At 71.8% G+C, this 20,027-nt stretch carries 18 protein-coding genes and 1 other RNA gene; 16 read left to right on the top strand and 3 right to left on the bottom strand.

The features are described 5' to 3' along the window. Positions 1–64 precede the first annotated feature (64 nt). The 3 genes from S1361_RS16065 to S1361_RS16055 all read left to right on the top strand — a co-directional run bounded on the left by S1361_RS16065 (position 65) and on the right by S1361_RS16055 (position 3,763). Positions 65–1,291 carry a serine/threonine-protein kinase gene (locus S1361_RS16065; protein ID WP_208032530.1) on the top strand — a complete coding sequence of 409 codons (1,227 nt, stop codon included), beginning with the start codon at positions 65–67 and terminating at the stop codon, positions 1,289–1,291. A gap of 166 nt (positions 1,292–1,457) precedes the next feature. Beyond that, on the top strand, positions 1,458–2,564 hold the full coding sequence (prfB, locus tag S1361_RS16060) for a peptide chain release factor 2 (RefSeq protein WP_208032529.1): 1,107 nt from the start codon (positions 1,458–1,460) through the stop codon (positions 2,562–2,564). 296 nt (positions 2,565–2,860) lie between these two features. Beyond that, a complete protein-coding gene (locus tag S1361_RS16055) occupies positions 2,861–3,763 on the top strand; it encodes a hypothetical protein (protein ID WP_208032528.1) in 903 nt (300 codons plus the stop codon). A gap of 103 nt (positions 3,764–3,866) precedes the next feature. On the opposite strand, the gene S1361_RS16050 is transcribed toward S1361_RS16055, so the two are convergent. Beyond that, entirely contained in the window at positions 3,867–4,067 is a 201-nt protein-coding gene (locus S1361_RS16050; protein ID WP_208032527.1) for a hypothetical protein, read from the bottom strand. Between the two features lie 262 nt (positions 4,068–4,329). On the opposite strand from S1361_RS16050, the gene ftsE reads away from it, so the two are divergent. The 5 genes from ftsE (at position 4,330) to ssrA (ending at position 8,334) form a co-directional block, all read left to right on the top strand. Continuing rightward, complete coding sequence (gene ftsE, locus S1361_RS16045; protein ID WP_030610589.1) at positions 4,330–5,019, top strand: cell division ATP-binding protein FtsE; 690 nt, start codon at positions 4,330–4,332, stop codon at positions 5,017–5,019. 40 nt (positions 5,020–5,059) lie between these two features. Next, on the top strand, positions 5,060–5,977 hold the full coding sequence (ftsX, locus tag S1361_RS16040) for a permease-like cell division protein FtsX (RefSeq protein WP_189813635.1): 918 nt from the start codon (positions 5,060–5,062) through the stop codon (positions 5,975–5,977). A gap of 68 nt (positions 5,978–6,045) precedes the next feature. Next, positions 6,046–7,215, top strand: coding sequence for a S41 family peptidase (locus tag S1361_RS16035; RefSeq protein ID WP_208032526.1), 1,170 nt, complete (start codon positions 6,046–6,048; stop codon positions 7,213–7,215). Positions 7,216–7,309: 94 nt separating this feature from the next. Beyond that, positions 7,310–7,852 (top strand): SsrA-binding protein SmpB, encoded by a 543-nt coding sequence (smpB, locus tag S1361_RS16030; protein ID WP_243769524.1) that lies wholly within the window; start codon positions 7,310–7,312, stop codon positions 7,850–7,852. Between the two features lie 112 nt (positions 7,853–7,964). Further along, positions 7,965–8,334: a transfer-messenger RNA gene (gene ssrA, locus S1361_RS16025) on the top strand. A 64-nt stretch (positions 8,335–8,398) separates the two neighbouring features. Here the strand turns inward: ssrA and S1361_RS16020 are convergent. After that, positions 8,399–9,688, bottom strand: a complete 1,290-nt coding sequence (locus tag S1361_RS16020; protein WP_243769185.1) for an MFS transporter — start codon at positions 9,686–9,688, stop codon at positions 8,399–8,401. Positions 9,689–9,772: 84 nt separating this feature from the next. Between S1361_RS16020 and S1361_RS16015 the strand changes: the two genes are divergently transcribed. From S1361_RS16015 to S1361_RS16005, 3 genes are all read left to right on the top strand, one after another. Continuing rightward, positions 9,773–10,774, top strand: coding sequence for a LysR family transcriptional regulator (locus S1361_RS16015; protein ID WP_208032525.1), 1,002 nt, complete (start codon positions 9,773–9,775; stop codon positions 10,772–10,774). A 177-nt stretch (positions 10,775–10,951) separates the two neighbouring features. Next, positions 10,952–12,187, top strand: coding sequence for a hypothetical protein (locus S1361_RS39220; RefSeq protein WP_243769184.1), 1,236 nt, complete (start codon positions 10,952–10,954; stop codon positions 12,185–12,187). Between the two features lie 19 nt (positions 12,188–12,206). Beyond that, entirely contained in the window at positions 12,207–14,348 is a 2,142-nt protein-coding gene (locus S1361_RS16005) for a bifunctional polysaccharide deacetylase/glycosyltransferase family 2 protein (RefSeq protein WP_208032524.1), read from the top strand. 13 nt (positions 14,349–14,361) lie between these two features. Here the strand turns inward: S1361_RS16005 and S1361_RS16000 are convergent, their stop codons facing one another. Next, complete coding sequence (locus S1361_RS16000) at positions 14,362–14,697, bottom strand: hypothetical protein (protein WP_208032523.1); 336 nt, start codon at positions 14,695–14,697, stop codon at positions 14,362–14,364. 215 nt (positions 14,698–14,912) lie between these two features. Between S1361_RS16000 and S1361_RS15995 the strand changes: the two genes are divergently transcribed. The 5 genes from S1361_RS15995 (at position 14,913) to S1361_RS15975 (ending at position 19,946) form a co-directional block, all read left to right on the top strand. After that, a complete protein-coding gene (locus tag S1361_RS15995) occupies positions 14,913–16,286 on the top strand; it encodes a nitrate/nitrite transporter (RefSeq protein ID WP_208032522.1) in 1,374 nt (457 codons plus the stop codon). A gap of 87 nt (positions 16,287–16,373) precedes the next feature. Next, a complete protein-coding gene (locus S1361_RS15990) occupies positions 16,374–17,525 on the top strand; it encodes a uroporphyrinogen-III synthase (RefSeq protein WP_208032521.1) in 1,152 nt (383 codons plus the stop codon). A 178-nt stretch (positions 17,526–17,703) separates the two neighbouring features. Next, entirely contained in the window at positions 17,704–18,300 is a 597-nt protein-coding gene (locus S1361_RS15985) for a CGNR zinc finger domain-containing protein (RefSeq protein ID WP_208032520.1), read from the top strand. Between the two features lie 228 nt (positions 18,301–18,528). Beyond that, the gene (locus S1361_RS15980; RefSeq protein ID WP_030348495.1) at positions 18,529–19,116 is read left to right on the top strand and encodes a sigma-70 family RNA polymerase sigma factor; all 588 of its coding nucleotides are present in this window, start codon (positions 18,529–18,531) and stop codon (positions 19,114–19,116) included. A 50-nt stretch (positions 19,117–19,166) separates the two neighbouring features. Continuing rightward, positions 19,167–19,946 carry an anti-sigma factor family protein gene (locus S1361_RS15975; protein WP_279577613.1) on the top strand — a complete coding sequence of 260 codons (780 nt, stop codon included), beginning with the start codon at positions 19,167–19,169 and terminating at the stop codon, positions 19,944–19,946. Positions 19,947–20,027 lie beyond the last annotated feature (81 nt).

Raw genomic sequence — 20,027 nt, 5'->3', positions numbered from 1 at the left:
CGCGGTGAAGGTTGGCTCGGCGGACGCGTAGTTTTGGCGACAACACGCGTCTGTAGGAGCAGTCTTGGCACGGAAGATCGGCAGCCGGTACACCGCGAACCAGATCCTGGGGCGGGGGAGCGCCGGCACGGTGTGGCTGGGCGAGGGACCGGACGGCCCCGTCGCCATCAAGCTGCTGCGCGAGGACCTCGCCTGCGACCAGGAACTCGTCGGACGCTTCGTGCAGGAGCGCACCGCGCTGCTCGGGCTGGAGCACCCGAACATCGTCACCGTGCGCGACCTCGTGGTCGACGGCAACGACCTGGCCCTGGTCATGGACCTCGTGCGCGGCACCGACCTGCGCACCCGGCTGGAGCGGGAGCGGCGGCTCGCCCCCGAGGCGGCCGTGGCGATCGTCGCCGACGTCGCCGACGCGCTGGCCGCGGCCCACGCGGCCGGGGTCGTCCACCGGGACGTCAAGCCCGAGAACGTCCTGCTCGACATGCAGGGCCCGCTCGGGCCGGGCGGCGCCCACCCGGCACTGCTCACCGACTTCGGCGTCGCCAAGCTGATCGACTCGCCGCGGCGGACCCGCGCCACGAAGATCATCGGTACGCCGGACTACCTGGCCCCGGAGATCGTGGAGGGCCTGCCGCCCCGGGCCGCCGTGGACATCTACGCGCTGGCGACCGTCCTGTACGAGCTGCTGGCCGGCTTCACGCCCTTCGGCGGCGGGCACCCCGGCGCGGTCCTGCGGCGGCACGTGACCGAGACCGTCGTACCGCTGCCCGGCATCCCCGAGGAGCTGTGGCAGCTGCTCGTGCAGTGCCTGGCCAAGGCCCCCGCCTCCCGGCTGCGCGCCTCGGAGCTGGCGGCGCGGCTGCGTGAGCAGCTGCCCATGCTGGCCGGGATGCCGCCGCTGGACGTGGACGAGCCGGACCTCTCCGAGGAAGCCGCCGAGGAGTCCGTGCCGTCGGCCCCGCAGGACGAGCCGGTACGGCGGCGGGGGGCGGTGTCCCTCGTCCCGGGAGCCAAGCCCGACTCCAACCGGGACACGCACACCTCGATGCGGGTGCCGGGGCCGGACGAGCTGGCCGGCGGGGCGCACGGGACCGCCCGCGTCCCCCGGGCCCCCGGTACGCCCCGCCCCGGCTCGGCCCGCCACAAGGCCGCGGTGCGGCGGCGCAGGGTGACGCTGGGGGTGGCCGGTGTGGTGGTGGCCGCCGTCGTGGCCGTCGGCGCGTGGCTCGCTTCCTCCGGCGGGGACGAGGACCGGCCGGCGCCGGCCACCCACAGCACGTCGGCCCCCTGACCCACCCGGGGGCTCCGCCCCTGACCCACCCGGGGGCTCCGCCCTCCTGGACCCCCGTTTTCCACCCACCCGCATCTTGCGGCCGGGCGGGCACGGCGGGAGGGGGCGTGCAGCGCCGGGCACCGTTCGGCCGAGGTCGCTTGCCACAGCCGTTACGCTGGAAGGCGTGGCAGTCGTCGATGTATCCGAAGAGCTGAAGTCCCTCTCCTCGACCATGGAGTCGATCGAGGCCGTCCTGGACCTCGACAGGATGAGGGCAGACATCGCCGTGCTCGAGGAGCAGGCGGCCGCGCCGTCCCTCTGGGACAACCCGGACGAGGCGCAGAAGATCACCAGCAAGCTCTCCCACCTCCAGGCCGAGGTCAGGAAGGCGGAGGCGCTGCGCGGCCGGATCGACGACCTCGCGGTCCTCTTCGAGATGGCCGAGGAGGAGAACGACCCGGACACCCGTGCCGAGGCCGAGTCGGAGCTGGCCGCCGTGCGCAAGGCGCTGGACGAGATGGAGGTCCGGACCCTCCTGTCCGGCGAGTACGACTCCCGTGAGGCGCTCGTCAACATCCGCGCCGAGGCCGGCGGCGTCGACGCCGCCGACTTCGCCGAGAAGCTCCAGCGCATGTACCTGCGCTGGGCCGAGCAGCGCGGCTACAAGACGGAGCTGATCGAGACCTCGTACGCCGAAGAGGCCGGCATCAAGTCGACCACCTTCGCCGTGCACTCGCCGTACGCCTACGGCACCCTCTCCGTCGAGCAGGGCACCCACCGCCTCGTGCGCATCTCGCCCTTCGACAACCAGGGCCGCCGGCAGACCTCCTTCGCCGGCGTCGAGGTGCTCCCCGTCGTCGAGCAGTCCGACCACGTCGACATCGACGAGTCCGAGCTGCGCATCGACGTCTACCGGTCCTCCGGCCCCGGCGGCCAGGGCGTGAACACGACCGACTCCGCGGTCCGCATCACGCACCTCCCGACCGGCATCGTGGTCTCCTGCCAGAACGAGCGCTCGCAGATCCAGAACAAGGCCACCGCGATGAACGTCCTCCAGGCCAAGCTGCTGGAGCGGCGCCGGCAGGAGGAGCAGGCCAAGATGGACGCCCTCAAGGGCGACGGCGGCAACTCCTGGGGCAACCAGATGCGTTCGTACGTGCTGCACCCGTACCAGATGGTCAAGGACCTGCGCACCGAGTACGAGGTGGGCAACCCGGAGGCCGTGTTCAACGGCGAGATCGACGGGTTCCTGGAGGCCGGGATTCGCTGGCGCAAGCAGCAGGAGAAGTAACTTTGTCGACATGACAACTGCCGCCTGAAGGGCGGCAGTTGTCTTATGTCTGGGTTTTACATCACACTCACAGGCTTCAACTCGCCGCAAAAACCGCCTCATTGGACATTGCGCCCGCAACGGCCTTGACGTTGCTTTGAAAAATGGGGAAGGGTGAGGCGCGGCATGCGTACTCGAGGGGCGCATGTGAACCGGGGGATCGAGTTGACGCGCTTCGTCACCAGCTGCCTCCGTCGATCACGGCACGCCCCATCGCGCCGCCTCATTGACGAACAGCTACTGGGGGTAGCAACCATATGACGAAGAAGACGCGGATCCGGGTCGCGCGGATAGCCGCCGGCGCCGTGATCGCGGCCGGTGCGTCGCTGACCGCCGCCGGCGCGGCTTCCGCGCTGGACCTCGATGTCCAGGCGGGTCCGATCAGCCTGGGCGTGAGCGGTGTCGGCGCCGACGGCGGCAACACCGACGGCGGCGGTGGCTGCCCGATCGGCATCTGCACCGACGGCGGCACCGACGGCGGTTCCACCACGACCGACGGTGGTTCCACTACCACTGACGGCGGCACCACCGACGGCGGCACGACCGACGGTGGGACCACCACGACCGACGGCGGCACCACCGACGGCGGCACGACCGACGGTGGGACCACCACGACCGACGGCGGCACCACCGACGGCGGCACCACCGACGGCGGCACGACCGACGGTGGGACCACCACGACCGACGGCGGCACCACCGACGGCGGCACGACCGATGGTGGGACCACCACCACGACCGACGGTGGCAACGGCAACTCGGGCGGCAACGGCAACTCCGGCGGCAACGGCAACTCGGGGGGCAACGGCAACTCGGGCGGCCACAGCACCGGCGGCGACAACGGCAACTCGGGCGGCAACGGCAACTCGGGTGGCAACGGCACCTCCGGCGGCGGCTCCACCGACGGCGGCTCCGGCAGCACCGGCGGCAACAACACCTCTCCCGAGGGCGGCAACAACAACGTCCCCCAGAACGAGGGCTCCTCGGCGCTGACCGCGACCGGCTCCGACGACTCGGCCCAGGGCGGCGGCAAGCAGCTCGCCGAGACCGGTGCCGGCCAGACCGCGTTCCTGCTCGTCGGTGCCGCGACCATGATCGCCGGCGGTATCGGCTTCCGTATCCTGCCCCGCCTGGTGAGCGGCCGGGGCGGCGCCGCCGCCTGACCGTAGCCACACGGTCACGCACGGCACGCGTACAGCACACGTAAGGGCCCGGAGCTTGGCGCTCCGGGCCCTTACGACGCTTTGTGCGGGCTCTTCCGCCCGGTCACACCGTCTGGTGCGCCAGCAGCGCCACAGCGGCGATCAGTACCGCGAGCAGCGCGATCAGCGCCATGGGGTTCAGTCCGTTCAGGCCTCCGAGGAGGCCCTCCTGCTGCAGTCGCTCGCGATTGGCACGGCACACCGGGCACCGGCCCTCACTCACAGGCGACGCGCAGTTCGCGCACACCAACCGGTCGTACGTCATGCGCTCGCCCTCCTTGCACCGGCCATCACATGTACAACGTTCGCCGGAACGAGAACGTTCCCCTTCGCTCCCGTTCTCCTTCGCTTCCCTCCCACTGTGCCAGGTTCCAGCGGAGCGTGCGCGGGACCCCGGAGAACGGGGCACGGGAAGGGGCCGGTACAAAAACGTACAAGTCTTGCCCAACCTCAACCTGCGACTGCACTTGCACACCGGGTTCGCGTATGGTCACGCTCATCTACCCCCGGCGACCCGTGGTGCATCCGTGATCCGATTCGACAACGTCTCCAAGGTCTACCCCAAGCAGACCCGCCCCGCACTCAGGGATGTCTCCCTGGAGGTGGAGAAGGGCGAGTTCGTCTTCCTCGTGGGGTCCTCCGGCTCCGGAAAGTCCACCTTCCTGCGGCTCATCCTCCGCGAGGAGCGGTGCAGCCACGGGCAGGTGCACGTGCTGGGCAAGGACCTCGCGCGGCTGTCCAACTGGAAGGTGCCGCAGATGCGCCGCCAGCTGGGCACCGTCTTCCAGGACTTCCGGCTGCTGCCGAACAAGACGGTCGCGGAGAACGTGGCCTTCGCCCAGGAGGTCATCGGCAAGTCCCGCGGCGAGATCCGCAAGTCCGTGCCGCAGGTGCTCGACCTCGTCGGGCTCGGCGGCAAGGAGGACCGCAGGCCCGGCGAGCTGTCCGGTGGTGAGCAGCAGCGCGTCGCCATCGCGCGCGCGTTCGTCAACCGCCCCAAGCTGCTCATCGCCGACGAGCCCACCGGCAACCTCGACCCGCAGACCTCCGTCGGCATCATGAAGCTGCTCGACCGCATCAACCGGACGGGCACCACCGTCATCATGGCGACGCACGACCAGAACATCGTGGACCAGATGCGCAAGCGCGTCATCGAGCTGGAGAAGGGCCGCCTCGTCCGCGACCAGGCCCGCGGCGTCTACGGCTACCAGCACTGACCGCAAGCACCCAGTTCCCGAAAGGCCTGAAGACCCCGCCATGCGCGCCCAGTTCGTCCTGTCGGAGATCGGTGTCGGTCTCCGCCGCAATCTGACGATGACCTTCGCCGTCATCGTCTCCGTCGCCCTGTCCCTGGCCCTGTTCGGCGGCTCGCTGCTGATGAGCGACCAGGTGAGCACCATGAAGGGCTACTGGTACGACAAGGTCAACGTCTCGATCTTCCTGTGCAACAAGCACGACGCGGAGAACGACGTGCACTGCGCCAAGGGCGCGGTCACCGAGGACCAGAAGAAGCAGATCCTCGTCGACCTCGACAAGATGCCGGTCGTCGAGAAGGTGACCTACGAGTCGCAGGACGAGGCGTACAAGCACTACAAGGAGCAGTTCGGCAACTCCCCGCTGGCCGGCTCGCTCACGCCGGACCAGATGCAGGAGTCGTACCGGATCAAGCTCAAGGACCCGCAGAAGTACCAGGTGATCGCGTCCGCGTTCAACGGGCGTGACGGCGTGCAGTCGGTGCAGGACCAGAAGGGCATCCTGGACAACCTCTTCCAGCTGCTGAACCTGATGAACCGGGGCGCGCTCGGCGTGATGGCGATGATGCTGATCGTCGCCCTGCTGCTGATCGTCAACACCGTGCGCGTCTCGGCGTTCAGCCGACGGCGCGAAACCGGCATCATGCGCCTGGTCGGTGCCTCGGGCTTCTACATCCAGGCGCCGTTCATCGCCGAGGCCGCGGTCGCCGGACTCATCGGCGGCGGCCTCGCCTGCGTCGCCCTCGTCGTCGGCCGGTACTTCACCATCGACCACGGCATGGAGCTGTCCCACAAGCTCACGCTGATCAACTTCGTCGGCTGGGACGCGGTGTTGACCAAGCTGCCGCTGATCCTGGCCACCAGTGTGCTGATGCCGTCGCTTGCCGCGTTCTTCGCGCTGCGCAAGTACCTGAAGGTGTGACGCATACCAAGGGGGCCGCACCGGCATCCGGCCGTACGGCCCCTTCGCGTTGCCCTAGACTCGCCGCCATGTCAGGCCGTGACCTGTTCTGTCAGCCCCGCCGCATCCGCCGTGGGGCCGCCCTGACATTGATCTTCGCCGGGGTGCTGGTCGCCGGTGCCGCCACCGGCTTCTTCCCGGAGTCCGACGGACCCGCGCGCCGGACCGCCGTCGGCCCGGCGGGTACGGCCACCCGCCACGAGGCCGTCGAGAAGGCCGCCGCCGAGGCGATGGCCGACGGCAAGTCCCCCATGGAGGCCGCCGAACGGGCCGTCAGCCGCAGCGGGGACCGCTGGGCCGCGGTCTACTCCGAGGGCGAGTACGAGGAGTTCCGGGACGCGCTCGACGGCCGCTACACCGGCGTCGGCCTGTGGGCGCGGCAGGAGCCGGACGGCCGGATCGTGGTGACCCGGGTGCAGCCCGGCTCGCCCGCCGCGGACGCCGGGATCCGCACCGGCGACCGGCTGCGCAGCGTCGACGGCGGCAAGGTCGACGGGCGGCCGGTCACCGAGGTGGTCGCCTTACTGCGCGGCGACGCCGAGGACGCCCCGGCCGGTACGACGGTCACCCTCGGTCTGGAGCGCGGTACGCGCGCGTGGACCGAGAAGCTGCACCGGGCCCGGCTGTCGACCGACTCCGTGACCGTGCGCCGGCTGCCCGACGGGGTCACCGTCCTCAAGATCGCCGCCTTCACCAAGGGTTCCGCCGACGCGGTCCGCGAGGCCCTGCGCACGGCACCGGCCGACGGCCGGACCGTCCTCGACCTGCGCGGCAACTCCGGCGGCCTGGTCACCGAGGCGGTGGACACCGCCTCCGCGTTCCTGGACGGCGGCCTGGTCGCCACCTACGACGTCGACGGCGTCCAGCGCCCCTTGCACGCCGCGCCAGGCGGCGACACCACCCGGCCCCTGGTCGTCCTCGTGGACGGCGGCACCATGAGCGCGGCCGAGCTGCTCACCGGCGCCCTGCAGGACCGGGGACGCGCGGTGGTGATCGGCTCGCGCACCTTCGGCAAGGGCTCCGTCCAGATGCCGACGAAGCTGCCCGACGGCTCGGTGGCCGAGCTGACCGTCGGCCACTACCGCACCCCCTCCGGGCACACGGTCGACGGCCGCGGCATCACCCCCGACCTGGAGGCGGGCGCGCACGCCCTGGAGCGGGCCGAGACGGTCCTCGCCGGCCTGGGGGACCCCTCGTAGCCACGGCTCGTGGCCACGCCACGTGGCCCCGCGTAATCGGCTGTACTCAGACCCCCTCTGTGGTGCGAAAATGGTCGGCACTATGAGCAAGGGAATGTACGTACCGAAGGAGTCCCAGCCCAAGCAGGGCGGCGGGGCCGCCAAGGCCAGGGACGGCGAGAAGGGCGGCAAGCGCAAGATCGTCGCCCAGAACAAGAAGGCCCGGCACGACTACGCGATCATCGACACCTACGAGGCCGGGCTCGTGCTCATGGGCACGGAGGTCAAGTCGCTGCGCGAGGGACGGACCTCGCTGACCGACGGCTTCGTCCAGATCGACCGGGGCGAGGCGTGGCTGCACAACGCCCACATCCCCGAGTATCACCAGGGCAGCTGGACCAACCACTCCGCGCGCCGCAAGCGCAAGCTGCTCCTGCACCGCGAGGAGATCGACAAGCTGGAGTCGAAGTCCCAGGAGACGGGACACACGATCGTGCCCCTCGCCATCTACTTCAAGGACGGCCGGGCGAAGGCCGAGATCGCTCTCGCACGGGGCAAGAAGGAGTACGACAAGCGGCAGACGCTGCGGGAGAAGCAGGACCGCCGGGAGTCGGAGCGGGCGATCGCGGCGGCGAAGCGCAGGCAGCGCGGTCTCTAGGCGGCCCGGCCGCCGGGAATAGGCTGGCATCGTCGGGCGTTGGTCACGTACGATGGCAGTGCACTCCACAGAGGGTGCGCGCCCCGCTCAGGCGGGATTGAAAAAACAACATGGGGATGATCGGTTTCGACAGCGGCTGTCGAAGCAGGGGAAGCGTGTCGAGGAAGCGGCAATGATCTCGTAAACCATATGTCGCAAAAAATAATCGCCAACACCAAGCGCGATTCCTTCGCCCTCGCTGCCTAAGTAGCGACTCGCGAAGTGTCAGCCCGGGGCTGTTCCCGACCCGGATCCTGGCATCAGCTAGGGAACTAAACCTCTAGACCCGGTCACGGGGTGTAGAGGGAAATCAAACAGTGACTGAGCCCGTCGGAGACTTGTCCGCGTGATCTCCGGGGCCGAGAAAATCGCAGCGGACTGCACACGGAGAAGCCCTGATTCCGCACCGTTGGACGCGGGTTCGATTCCCGCCATCTCCACGAGGCCCCTCCGGGGGTCGACCCCATGTGGGCGAAGGCCCCGTCGCTGGAAGCGACGGGGCCTTCGTCATGGGGTGGCGCCCCGTGGGTGCGGGTCAGGGGTCGGCTGCGGGTGCGTCGTGGCTGGTCGCGCCTTTTCCCGCGCCCCTTCGGGGCCGGTGAGCGTGGCCAACCCCAGGGCGAGGGCAGCGGCGGCGACCGGTGCGGCGTACGCGCCGGTGGGGGAGAGGTGTTCCGCCGCCCAGCCGCCCGTCGCCGAACCGCACGCGATGCCGGTGAGCAGTCCCGTCACCATCAGGCTCATCCCCTCGTTGAGCCGGCCGGCCGGGGTGCGCCGCTGTACCAGCGTCATGGCCGTCACCATGGTCGGCGCCGTCGCCATCCCGGCCACCAGCAGCGCTCCCGCCAGCACCGGAAGGGACCCGGTGGTGGCCGCGGCCCAGGGAAGGGCCATGAGCCCGGCCATGGCTGCCAGACACCAGGTGAAGCGCACCCTCGCCGGCCTCAGCGCGCCGTACGCCAGGCCCGCCGCGCACGACCCCGCCGCCTGGAGCGCGAGCACGGCACCGGCCGCCGCGCGATGCCCCTGCGCGTCGGCGTACGCGATCGTGACGACCTCCATCGAGCCGAACACCGCGCCGGTCGCGAGGAAGCAGGCCAGCAGCGGCGGGATGCCCGGGCTGCGCAGCGGCGAGGGCGCCAGCGAACGGGCCGTCGGCGGCGGCTCGGTCGCCCGCTGGGCGGTGAACAGCAGCATGCCCGCCAGGAGCAGCGCCGCCGCCGCGAGCGTGCCCGCCTCCGGGAAGAACGTGCCGGTCAGAAAGGACGCCAGCACCGGCCCGAGCATGAAGCACAGCTCGTCCGCGGCCTGCTCGAAGGCGTTCGCGGTGTGCAGCGCGCCGGGCTCGTCGCGCAGCAGATGGGCCCAGCGGGCGCGGGACAGACCGCCGATGTTGGGGGTGGCCGCGGTGCCGGCGTAGGCGGCGAACAGGGTCCAGTCGGGGGCGTCGTAGCGGACACACAGCAGCAACGCGAGGCTGCCCAGCACCGCGACGACCGTGGCCGGCAGCGCGACCCGGGCCTGCCCGTGCCGGTCCACCAGCCGGGCGAGCCAGGGCCCGGCCACCCCGGTCGCCGCGAGCCCGGTCGCCGAGACGGCACCGGCGAGGGCGTACGAGCCACGGGAACCGGCGATCATCACGACCGCGCTCACGCTGAACATGCCCATGGGCAGGCGGGCGAGCAGGTTGCCGGTGGTGAAGGCGCGGGCGCCGGGCAGGGCGAACAGGCGGCGGTATCCAGTGGAGCGCGGGGCTTTGGCGGCTATCGGGCTGTCTTCGGTGGTCTGTTGCGGCATGGCTCCACGGTCACCCGGAGTGGATCACCGGGTCCAACACCTTCCGCGTGCCGATTCACGCGCCGGCGTTGTAAGTTCGCGGCCATGTCCGCTCCCGTCCACTTGGACCCCCGCCTGCTGCGCGCCTTCGTCGCCGTCGCCGAGGAACTGCACTTCACCCGGGCCGCGGCCCGGCTGTACGTCGCCCAGCAGGCGCTCAGCCGGGACGTACGGCGGCTGGAGCGGGAGCTGGGTGCCGAGCTGTTCGTACGGACCACCCGGCAGGTCACGCTGACCCCCGACGGCGAGCGCCTGCTGCCCCACGCCCGCCGCGTCCTCGCCGCCCAGGACGACCTGCTGAGCGTGTTCGCCGCCGGCCAGGCCCGTCCGCTGCTGGTCGACATCAACACGCCGGGCCTGGTCACCGGCCGCCGGGTGCTGTACCGGGCCCGCGAACTCGCCCCCGACTGCGAGCTGATGGCCCGCTACGAGAGCGGCCTCACCGGAGCCGCGGCCGAACTGCTGGCCGGCCGCCTCGACGCGTCCTTCGGCCGGTTCGCCGGCCTCGACCCGGCGCTCCGCTCCGGCCTGGAGCAGCAGCCGGTGCGGTACGAGCCGATGGCTGTGGTCCTGCCCGAGGACCATCCGCTGGCCGGGTCGGCCCGGGTGCCGCTGTCCGCGCTCGCCGGGGAGACGGTGTACGCCGGGGCCGGCAACCCGCGGACCCGGGAGTGGACCGACCTGGCCCTGCGCCTGTTCACGGACCACGCCATCCGGCTCGCCCCGCCGCTCCCGCTGGCCGTCGGGGACGAGGAGTTCGGCCGCATCATGGCGAAGACGCGGACGCCGGTGCTGGCCGTCGTGGACTTCCCGCCCCTGCCCGGCACGGTACGGCGTCCCCTCGTCGACCCCGTTCCGCTGTCGCCCGTCTCCCTGGTGTGGCGGAAGGGGCTGGTCCATCCCGGACTGACCGCGCTGCGGACGGCGGTGGCCGAGATCGCGCGGGGGGAGGGGTGGCTGCGGCGGCCTGCCGGTGGATGGATTCCGGCCATGGATACGGAGGTGATGAACCAGGGCGTGCCGGACGGGACCGGCGCCCGCCCGTGACGACCCGGCGAACGGCACCCCTCCGCGTGCGCTACATTCATGGCCCGGGCACAGGTGGCAATGGATCGTGAGCGCGCCCGGAACTGTCCCGTGGGGGGATGCAAGCGCGTGAAAGAGTGGCCGGAAGGCGCCCAACCCGAAGAGCAGACAGCGGCGTCCGCGGGGCGAGGTGTGCCGGTGGACGAGGGCGACGAGCAGATGAATCCGGACGCGGCTGCGGACGTGGACGAGACGGCGGCCTCCGCGGAGCCCACCGACACCACCGAGCCCGACCCCTCCCAGCCGGCCGACCCTGCTGACGCCGAGCCCGCGCAGTCCGGGTCCCCGGAACCCGTCGCTTCCACGGAGTCCGCCGCGCCCGCCGAGCCTGCTGACGCCGTGGAGTCCTCCGAGGTGGCTGAGCCCGCGCAGTCCGGGTCCCCGGAATCCGGTGCTTCGGCGGAGTCCGCCGCGCCTGCTGACGGCGTGGAGTCCTCGCAGGTGCCCGGGCCTGCGCAGTGCGAGGCCGTGGAATCCGGTGCTTCGGTGGAGTCCGCCGGGCCTGCTGAGCCTGCTGACGTGGAGTTCTCCGAGGTGGCTGAGCCTGCGCAGTCCGGGGCCCCGGAATCCGGTGCTTCCGCGGAGTCCGCCGGGCCCGCTGAGCCTGCTGGCGCCGTGGAGTCCTCCGAGGCGCCCGGCCCCGCGCAGTCCGAGGGCGGGGAATCCGGTGCTTCGGCGGAGTCCGCCGCGCCCGTCGAGCCGGAGGGCTCCTCCGGGAGCGTCGGCGATTCGGTGGTGCCCGTAGCGGGGCCGGACGACGCGACCGTCCAGTTGGACGACGTACGGCTCGGTGCGCCGCGCGCGGGGGCGGCCGTGGGCGATCCGCGGGCCTCCGACGGGCCGGTCTTCGTGGACGAGTCGGGCCGTCGCAGCCGCCGTTTCCGCCGGCTCGGCCAGGCCGTGGCCGTCGCCTGCGCGGCCTACGCCGCCGTCATCGTGGCCACCTTGCTGTCCGGCAACTCCGCCGCCCCCTGGCTGCCCGTGCCGGGCCAGCACGAGGACAAGCCGGCCGGCAAGGTGGAGACCTCCCCGCTGCCCAGCGCCTCCACGACCCAGGTCCCGCCGGGTACCGGCGCGGTGACCGGGCCGGCCGCGGGCACCGTGGCGACCGGCACCGCCGTACCGGGCAGCGCGGCGCCCGCCGACGCCCCGGCCGACGTCTCCGCCTCGGGCGAGCCGTCGGCCGGCACCGCCTCCGCGCCCGGCACCTCGGCCGCCCCGTCCCCGTCCCCGGCCGTGCCCTCCACCGGCGAGAGCCCGGCACCGTCCGCCTCGGGCACCGCGACCGCTCCGGCGCCCACGCCGACCCCGCCGGGCCCCGCCCACACCCCGCCCGGCCGAACCCGGCACCCGCACCCCAAGCTCTCCCTCTGACCAGGCGGAACACCCTCAGATGGCTTCACACCCCCGGCGCCGTGCCCGGCTGCCGCTGCGCTACCTGCTGCCCCTCCTGGTCCTGGGCGCGACCCTGGCGATGCTGATGCTGCGCGGCTACGTGCACAACGAGATCCTCGCCGACCACCGGGTCCGGCCCGCCGCGGCCAACGACGAGGTGCCGCGGCGGATCCTCGACGGCGGCCCGGTCATCGACACCCGCCACGGCCGCAGCACCAGCCTGCGCATCCCCGACCACCGCATCGTCCTCACCTTCGACGACGGCCCCGACCCGACCTGGACCCCGAAGGTGCTCGACGTCCTGAGGAAGCACCACGCGCACGCGGTCTTCTTCGTCACCGGCACCATGACCTCCCGCCACCCCGAGCTGGTCCGGCGCATGGTCGCCGAGGGCCACGAGGTCGGCCTGCACACCTTCGACCACCCCGACCTGTCGTACCACTCCACGAAGCGCATCGACTGGGAGCTGTCCCAGAACCAGCTGGCGCTCGCCGGCGCGGCCGGCATCCGCAGCTCGCTGTTCCGGCCGCCGTACTCCTCCTCCGCCGACGCCCTCGACAACCGCTCCTGGCCCGTCACCCGGTACATCGGCGGCCGTGGCTACCTCACCGTCGTGGACGACGCCGACAGCGAGGACTGGCGCAGGCCGGGCGTCGCGCGGATCATCCGGAACGCCACCCCGCACGGCGGCCGGGGCGCGGTCGTCCTCATGCACGACTCGGGCGGTGACCGGCACCAGACCGTGCAGGCCCTGGACACGCTCCTGCCCCGCCTCCAGCAGCAGGGCTACACCTTCCAGACGCTCACCGGCGCGCTGCGGGCGCCGAGCGCGGACACCCCCGTCACCGGCCTCGACCTGTGGAAGGGGAAGGCCTGGGTCCTGCTGGTGAAGGGCGCCGACAACCTCACCGCCGTCCTGGTGGTGGGCCTCGCGGTCGTCGGCTGCCTCGTCCTCGCCCGCTTCGGGCTGATGCTGCTGCTTTCCGGCGTGCACGCCCGCCGCACCCGGCGCCCCGGCTTCCGCTGGGGCGAGGGGCCGGTCACCGAACCGGTGTCGGTGCTGGTGCCGGCGTACAACGAGGCCAAGTGCATCGAGAACACCGTCCGGTCACTGACCCGCAGCGAGCACCCCGTCGAGGTGCTCGTCATCGACGACGGCTCCGGCGACGGCACGGCGGACCTCGTCGAGGCACTCGGCCTGCCCGAGGTCCGGGTGATCCGCCAGGCCAACGCGGGCAAGCCGGCCGCCCTCAACCGGGGCCTGGCGAACGCCCGGTACGACCTGGTCGTGATGATGGACGGCGACACCGTCTTCGAACCGGCCACCGTCCGCGAACTCGTCCAGCCCTTCGCCGACCCGCGCGTCGGCGCCGTCGCCGGCAACGCCAAGGTCGGCAACAAGAACCGGCTCATCGGCTCCTGGCAGCACATCGAGTACGTGATGGGCTTCAACCTCGACCGGCGGATGTACGACGTCCTGCGGTGCATGCCGACCATCCCCGGCGCGGTCGGCGCGTTCCGGAAGTCCGCGCTGCAGCGCGTCGGCGGCATGAGTGACGACACGCTCGCCGAGGACACCGACGTCACGATGGCCCTCCACCGCGACGGCTGGCGCGTGGTGTACGCCGAGAAGGCCCGCGCGTGGACGGAGGCGCCGGAGTCGGTCCAGCAGCTGTGGTCCCAGCGCTACCGCTGGTCGTACGGCACCATGCAGGCGATCTGGAAGCACCGCCGCGCCCTGTTCGAACGGGGCCCGTCGGGCCGCTTCGGCCGGGTCGGCCTGCCCCTGGTCTCCCTGTTCATGGTCGTCGCCCCGCTGCTGGCCCCGCTGATCGACCTGTTCCTCGTCTACGGCCTGGTCTTCGGCCCGACCGGGAAGACGATCGCGGCCTGGTTCGCCGTCCTCGCCGTCCAGGCGGTCTGCGCGGCCTACGCCTTCCGCCTGGACCGCGAACCCCTCACCCCGCTCCTGTCCCTCCCGCTCCAGCAGATCCTCTACCGCCAGCTCATGTACGTCGTCCTGCTCCAGTCCTGGATCACCGCCCTGACCGGCGGACGGCTGCGCTGGCAGAAACTCCGCCGCACGGGAGGGGTGGCGGCACCGCCCGCCGAGCACCGGTCCGCGGCCCCGGTGGGATGACGGCGGGCCCGCCCTACTCGGGGTGGGTCACCGCTTCCTTCTGCAACTGGACGGCAGCCAGCAGGCTCAGCCCCGGTTCGGCCTGGCGCAGCGCCCTCACCGCGGCGACCGAGGCGATGTCCCCGGTGAAGCCGACACCGGCCAGTCTGGCGCGGACCCACTCGGCACGCAGCCGCCCCTCACTGGCGCCGGCGGTGGCCCCGACGAGCGCGACCGCCCGCTCCAGCCCCGGCCGCTCCTCCTCCGGGGCCCCGGCCAGCGCCTCCCGCAGCGCCGCCGCGACCAGGTCGGAGTCTCGGATGACCAGCACGTGGTCCTGCTTCCTGCCCAGCCCTGTCAATCCCTTCATACGGATCATGCTGACGCCCCCGCCCCGCCCGCTCCAAACGACTTGAGGAGATCCAGAGGCTTGTCGGCGGTGGGCCTCACCGGCCGGTTCCCGGCCGAGTGAGAGCAAAGTTCCCTTCCGGTCACCCACAGCCACAGGGCCGAAACCCGGCCTCCCTACCTTCGGGCTCAGTCAGTGGTTGGCAGACCGAGCAGCCGGAGCCCCGTGGAGGCGTGATGACACCCCCAGCCCCAACCCGTCGCAGTGGCCGCTGGATCGAGCGCTGGGATCCGGAGGACGAGGGATTCTGGAAGTCGACCGGGGAACGGATCGCCCGCCGGAACCTGTGGTTCTCCGTGCTCTCCGAGCACATCGGTTTCTCCGTCTGGACCCTGTGGTCCGTGCTGGTCCTGTTCATGGGCCCGGAGTACGGCCTCACCCCGGCCGACAAGTTCCTGCTGACCTCGGTGGTCACCCTGGTCGGCGCGGTGGTCCGGGTGCCGTACACCTTCGCCGTGGCCGTCTTCGGCGGCCGCAACTGGACGATCGTCTCGGCCGGCCTGCTGCTGGTCCCGACCACCGCCGCGTTCGTGGTGATGGAGCCCGGGACGTCGTACTCCACCTTCCTCCTGGTGGGCCTGCTCGCCGGCATCGGCGGCGGCAACTTCGCGTCCTCCATGACCAACATCAACGCCTTCTTCCCGCTGCGGAAGAAGGGCTGGGCGCTCGGGCTCAACGCGGGCGGCGGCAACATCGGCGTGCCCGTCATCCAGCTCATCGCGCTCGCCATCATCGGCGCGAGCGGCGGCCCGCGCGTGCTGCTCGGGATCTACATCCCGCTGATCGTCGTGGCCGCGGTGCTGGCCGCGCTGTTCATGGACAACCTGGCCTCGGTGAAGAACGACACCGGCGCGGCCAAGGACGCCGCCCGGGACGCCCACACCTGGATCATGGCCTTCCTCTACATCGGCACCTTCGGCTCGTTCATCGGCTACAGCTTCGCCTTCGGCCAGGTCCTGACGAACGGGTTCGGCCGGACCCCGCTGCAGGCCGCGTACCTCACCTTCATCGGCCCGCTGCTCGGCTCCCTCATCCGCCCGCTCGGCGGCTGGCTCGCCGACCGCTACGGCGGCGCCCGCATCACCCTGTGGAACTACGTCGGCATGGCCGCGGCCACCGCCGTACTCGTCGTCGCCAGCATGCAGAAGTCGCTGCCGCTGTTCGTGTCCGTCTTCGTCGTCCTGTTCGTGCTGAGCGGGCTCGGCAACGGCTCGACGTTCAAGATGATCCCCGGCATCTTCCAGGCCAAGGCGCTGGCCAAGGGCCTGGAGGGCGAGGCGGCCGTCGCCCACGGCCGGCGGCTGTCCGGCGCGTCGATGGGCCTGATCGGCGCGGTCGGCGCGCTCGGCGGTGTCGGCATCAACCTCGCCTTCCGCCAGTCCTTCCTCTCCTACGGCTCCGGGACCGGCGCGTTCGTCGCCTTCCTCGCCTACTACGGTGTCTGCTTCGCGGTCACCTGGGCCGTATACCTTCGCCGCCCGGTCGGCCGGATTCCGGCGACGGCGGCCACCTCCCCGGAGAAGGCCGAGCTCAACTACGCCGAGGTGTGACGTAACACCGGTGACATCAAGTCGAACCGAGCCTGTCACGCATCGTTGACAGGCTCGTTCGGCGCGCCGGTCAGCTAGGAGAGCCCCATGTACGACGAAGAGCAGCAACCCGAGCACGGCCCCCTCGCCGGGTTCACGGTGGGTGTCACCGCCGCGCGCCGGGCCGAGGAACTGGGCGCCCTGCTCCAGCGGCGCGGTGCCACCGTCCTGCACGCTCCCGCGCTGCGGATCGTGCCGCTCGCGGACGACGGCGAACTGCTCGCCGCCACGAAGGAGATCATCGACCAGGTGCCGGACGTGGTCGTGGCCACCACCGCGATCGGCTTCCGGGGCTGGGTCGAGGCCGCCGACGGCTGGGGTCTCGGCGAGCAGCTCCTCGGCCGGCTGCGCGGGGTACGGCTGCTGGCGCGCGGCCCGAAGGTCAAGGGCGCGATCCGCGCGGCGGGCCTCACCGAGGAGTGGTCGCCCTCCTCGGAATCGCTGGCCGAAGTTCTCGACCGGCTCCTGGAGGAGGGCGTCGACGGCGACCGCATCGCCGTACAGCTCCACGGCGAACCGCTCCCCGGCTTCGTCGAGTCGCTGCGGGCCGCCGGGGCGGAGGTCGTTCCGGTCCCGGTCTACCGCTGGATGCCGCCCGAGGACATCAGCCCGCTGGACCGCCTCCTGGACGCGGCCGTCACCCGCGGCCTGGACGCCCTCACCTTCACCAGCGCCCCCGCCGCGGCCTCGCTCCTGTCCCGCGCGGAGGACCGGGGGCTGCTGGACGAGCTGCTGGCGGCCCTGGCCCACGACGTCCTGCCGGCCTGCGTCGGCCCCGTCACCGCGATCCCCCTCCAGGCCGTCGGGGTGGACACGGTCCAGCCGGAGCGCTTCCGCCTCGGCCCCCTGGTCCAGCTCCTGTGCCAGGAACTCCCGGCCCGCGCACGGTCGTTGCCCGTCGCAGGCCACATGGTGGAGATCCGCGGCCACGCTGTCCTGGTCGACGGCGAGCTCAAGCCGGTCCCGCCGGCCGGCATGTCCCTGCTGCGCGCCCTCTCCCGCCGCCCCGGCTGGGTGGTGGCCCGTGCCGACCTGCTCCGCGCGCTGCCGGGCGCGGGCCGCGACGAGCACGCCGTCGAGACGGCGATGGCCCGCCTCCGCACGGCACTCGGCGCGCCGAAGCTGATCCAGACGGTGGTCAAGCGGGGGTACCGCCTGGCCCTGGACCCGGCGGCGGACGCGAAGTACGCGGACGCCTGAGGCGGGGCCCGGTCCACGCTCCGGACACCGAAGTCCCCGCCGGGGGCGGGCCGGACGGGCCGGCGCGGCGGCGAGCGGTGCCTCGTGCGGTACGGGGGGTTCCGGAGACGTGTGCGGGAGGGCACTGTGAGAGGGGGAGACGGCTCCCACCCTGGTGACCCTAGGCGGTGACAGGCACATGGCGCTGGGTACGGCCTCCAAGCCCTCGTACGAGCCGCGGTTCGACGCCGGACGGATCTGTCTGGACCTGCTCGCGACCAGCCATCCGGCGGAACGGCTGGACGGGATCGGGGCGTTGCGCGCCTGGATCGCCGGTGCGGGGCTCGTGCCGGCCGCGGTGCACCTGGCGCATGCCGACGACTCGTGGCTGCTCGGGTTCCGGGAACTGCGGGGGCACGTGGGGCTGTTGGTGCGCGGGATGCAAGGCGTGGAGACGCCGTCGTACGGACGTGCGCTGGCCCGGGTGAACGAGGCCGCGCGGGCCGCGACCCCGGCGCCCCTCGCCGTACGCGGGGAGGACGGCCGCCTCGTACGGGAGTTGGCCGGGCCGCCCGGCTGTGCCGCGCTGCTCGCGGTGGTCGCCCGGGACGCCGTCGAGCTGCTCACCGATCCCGTCGCGCGGGCCGCCGTACGCGAGTGCGAGGGGGACCACTGTCCGCTCGTCTACCTCGACACCTCCCGTGGCCGGCGCCGCCGCTGGTGCTCCAGCGAGGTGTGCGGCAACCGGGAGCGGGTGGCCCGGCACCGGCGGCGGGCGGCGCTGGCGCGAGCCTGAGACGGAAGTGATTTCCGTAACACCGGGTTTGGGTGGCCCGTACACGGGGATCGCGCACCGGCTCCGGCGATGTGTCGGAAATGTAAAGATCATGCGGTGGGAATGTGCGCCCATGTCCCGCTCGTCACGTCACCTCGGAGAAATCTGTCACTCCGGTTTGAACGCTCGCGCACCGGGGTCCGTACAGGTGGGCGAGCGACCGACTGGGGGAACCCCCGGACACCGGAGGTGGGCGTGCGCAAGGATGCGGCCGTGGCCAATGAACGTGGAGCGAGGGCCCGACATCGCATGTCCTCATCGCAGCCTTCCGAACCCGACGAGGAGCTGATGCGTGCCCTGTACCGGGAGCACGCGGGGCCCCTGCTCGCGTATGTCCTGCGGCTGGTCGCCGGTGACCGGCAGCGTGCCGAGGACGTCGTACAGGAAACGCTCATCCGTGCCTGGAAGAACGCCGGTCAGCTCAATCGGGCGACCGGTTCGGTACGCCCCTGGCTGGTGACGGTCGCGCGCCGCATCGTCATCGACGGCCACCGCAGCCGGCAGGCCCGGCCGCAGGAGGTCGATCCGTCGCCGCTGGAGGTCATCCCCGCGGAGGACGAGATCGACAAGGCGCTGTGGCTGATGACGCTGTCGGACGCGCTCGACGACCTGACCCCGGCCCACCGGGAGGTGCTCGTCGAGACGTACTTCAAGGGGCGTACCGTCAATGAGGCGGCCGAAACACTGGGCATACCGAGCGGAACCGTCCGTTCCCGGGTGTTCTACGCCCTGCGATCGATGAAGCTGGCACTGGAGGAGCGGGGGGTGACGGCGTGATGAGCAACGGGTACGGGGGGATGCAGGGATTCGGACCGACTGGTCCGGGTATGTCTGGGCCCATGAACCCCAGTCAGGGATCTTCGGTGCCGAGTGAGCACGAGACCGTCGGCGCCTACGCCCTCGGGATTCTCGACGACGCCGAGGCAACCGCTTTCGAAGCGCATCTCGCCGGCTGCGAGTGGTGCGCCCAGCAGCTGGACGAGCTGGCCGGGATGGAGCCGATGCTCGCCGCGCTCGCCGACCTGCCCGGCTCCGGCAGCACGCCCGCGATCGGCGAGTCGCTGTCCGCCAAGCCCAGCCCGCGGCTGGTGGAGAAGCTGGTCGACGAGGTCGCCGAGAAGCGCGCCCAGAAGCGCCGGCGCAGCTTCTACATGATCGCTGCTGCGGCCGCGCTGATCATCGCCGGACCGCTGGCCGCGGTCGCGGTGAACGGCGGCTCGGACGGCGGGCAGCAGGTCGCGGCGACGCCCGCCCAGCAGACCTTCCGGACCATGGCCGACAAGAAGTCCGCCACGGACGCGTCGACCCAGGTCAGCGCGACCGTCGGCATGGCGTCGAAGGAGTGGGGGACCCAGGCCGTTCTGGAGCTGAAGAACGTCAAGGGGCCGCTCAAGTGCTCCCTGGTCCTGGTCGCCAAGAACGGGCAGCGCGTGACCATGTCGTCCTGGTCCGTGCCGAACTGGGGATACGGCATCCCGGACGCCAAGACCGAGGACGCCAAGAAGCCGCTGTACATCGGTGGTGCCGCGGCCTTCCAGCCGAACGAGATCGACCACTTCGAGGTCGTGACGTTCGAGGGGAAGAAGCTCGTGCAGGTACAGGCGTAGCGCGACCCGCCTCGCCTCCCGGGGCGTTGCAGCCTCCGCGGCTGCGGCGCCCCGTAGCTTTGACGGGTCCCCTTCGCGTAC

It is taken from the genome of Streptomyces cyanogenus, from assembly GCF_017526105.1.
Lineage (GTDB): Bacteria > Actinomycetota > Actinomycetes > Streptomycetales > Streptomycetaceae > Streptomyces > Streptomyces cyanogenus.
Note: the sequence above shows the minus strand (reverse complement) of the source record. Positions and strands in the feature narration are given on the sequence as shown.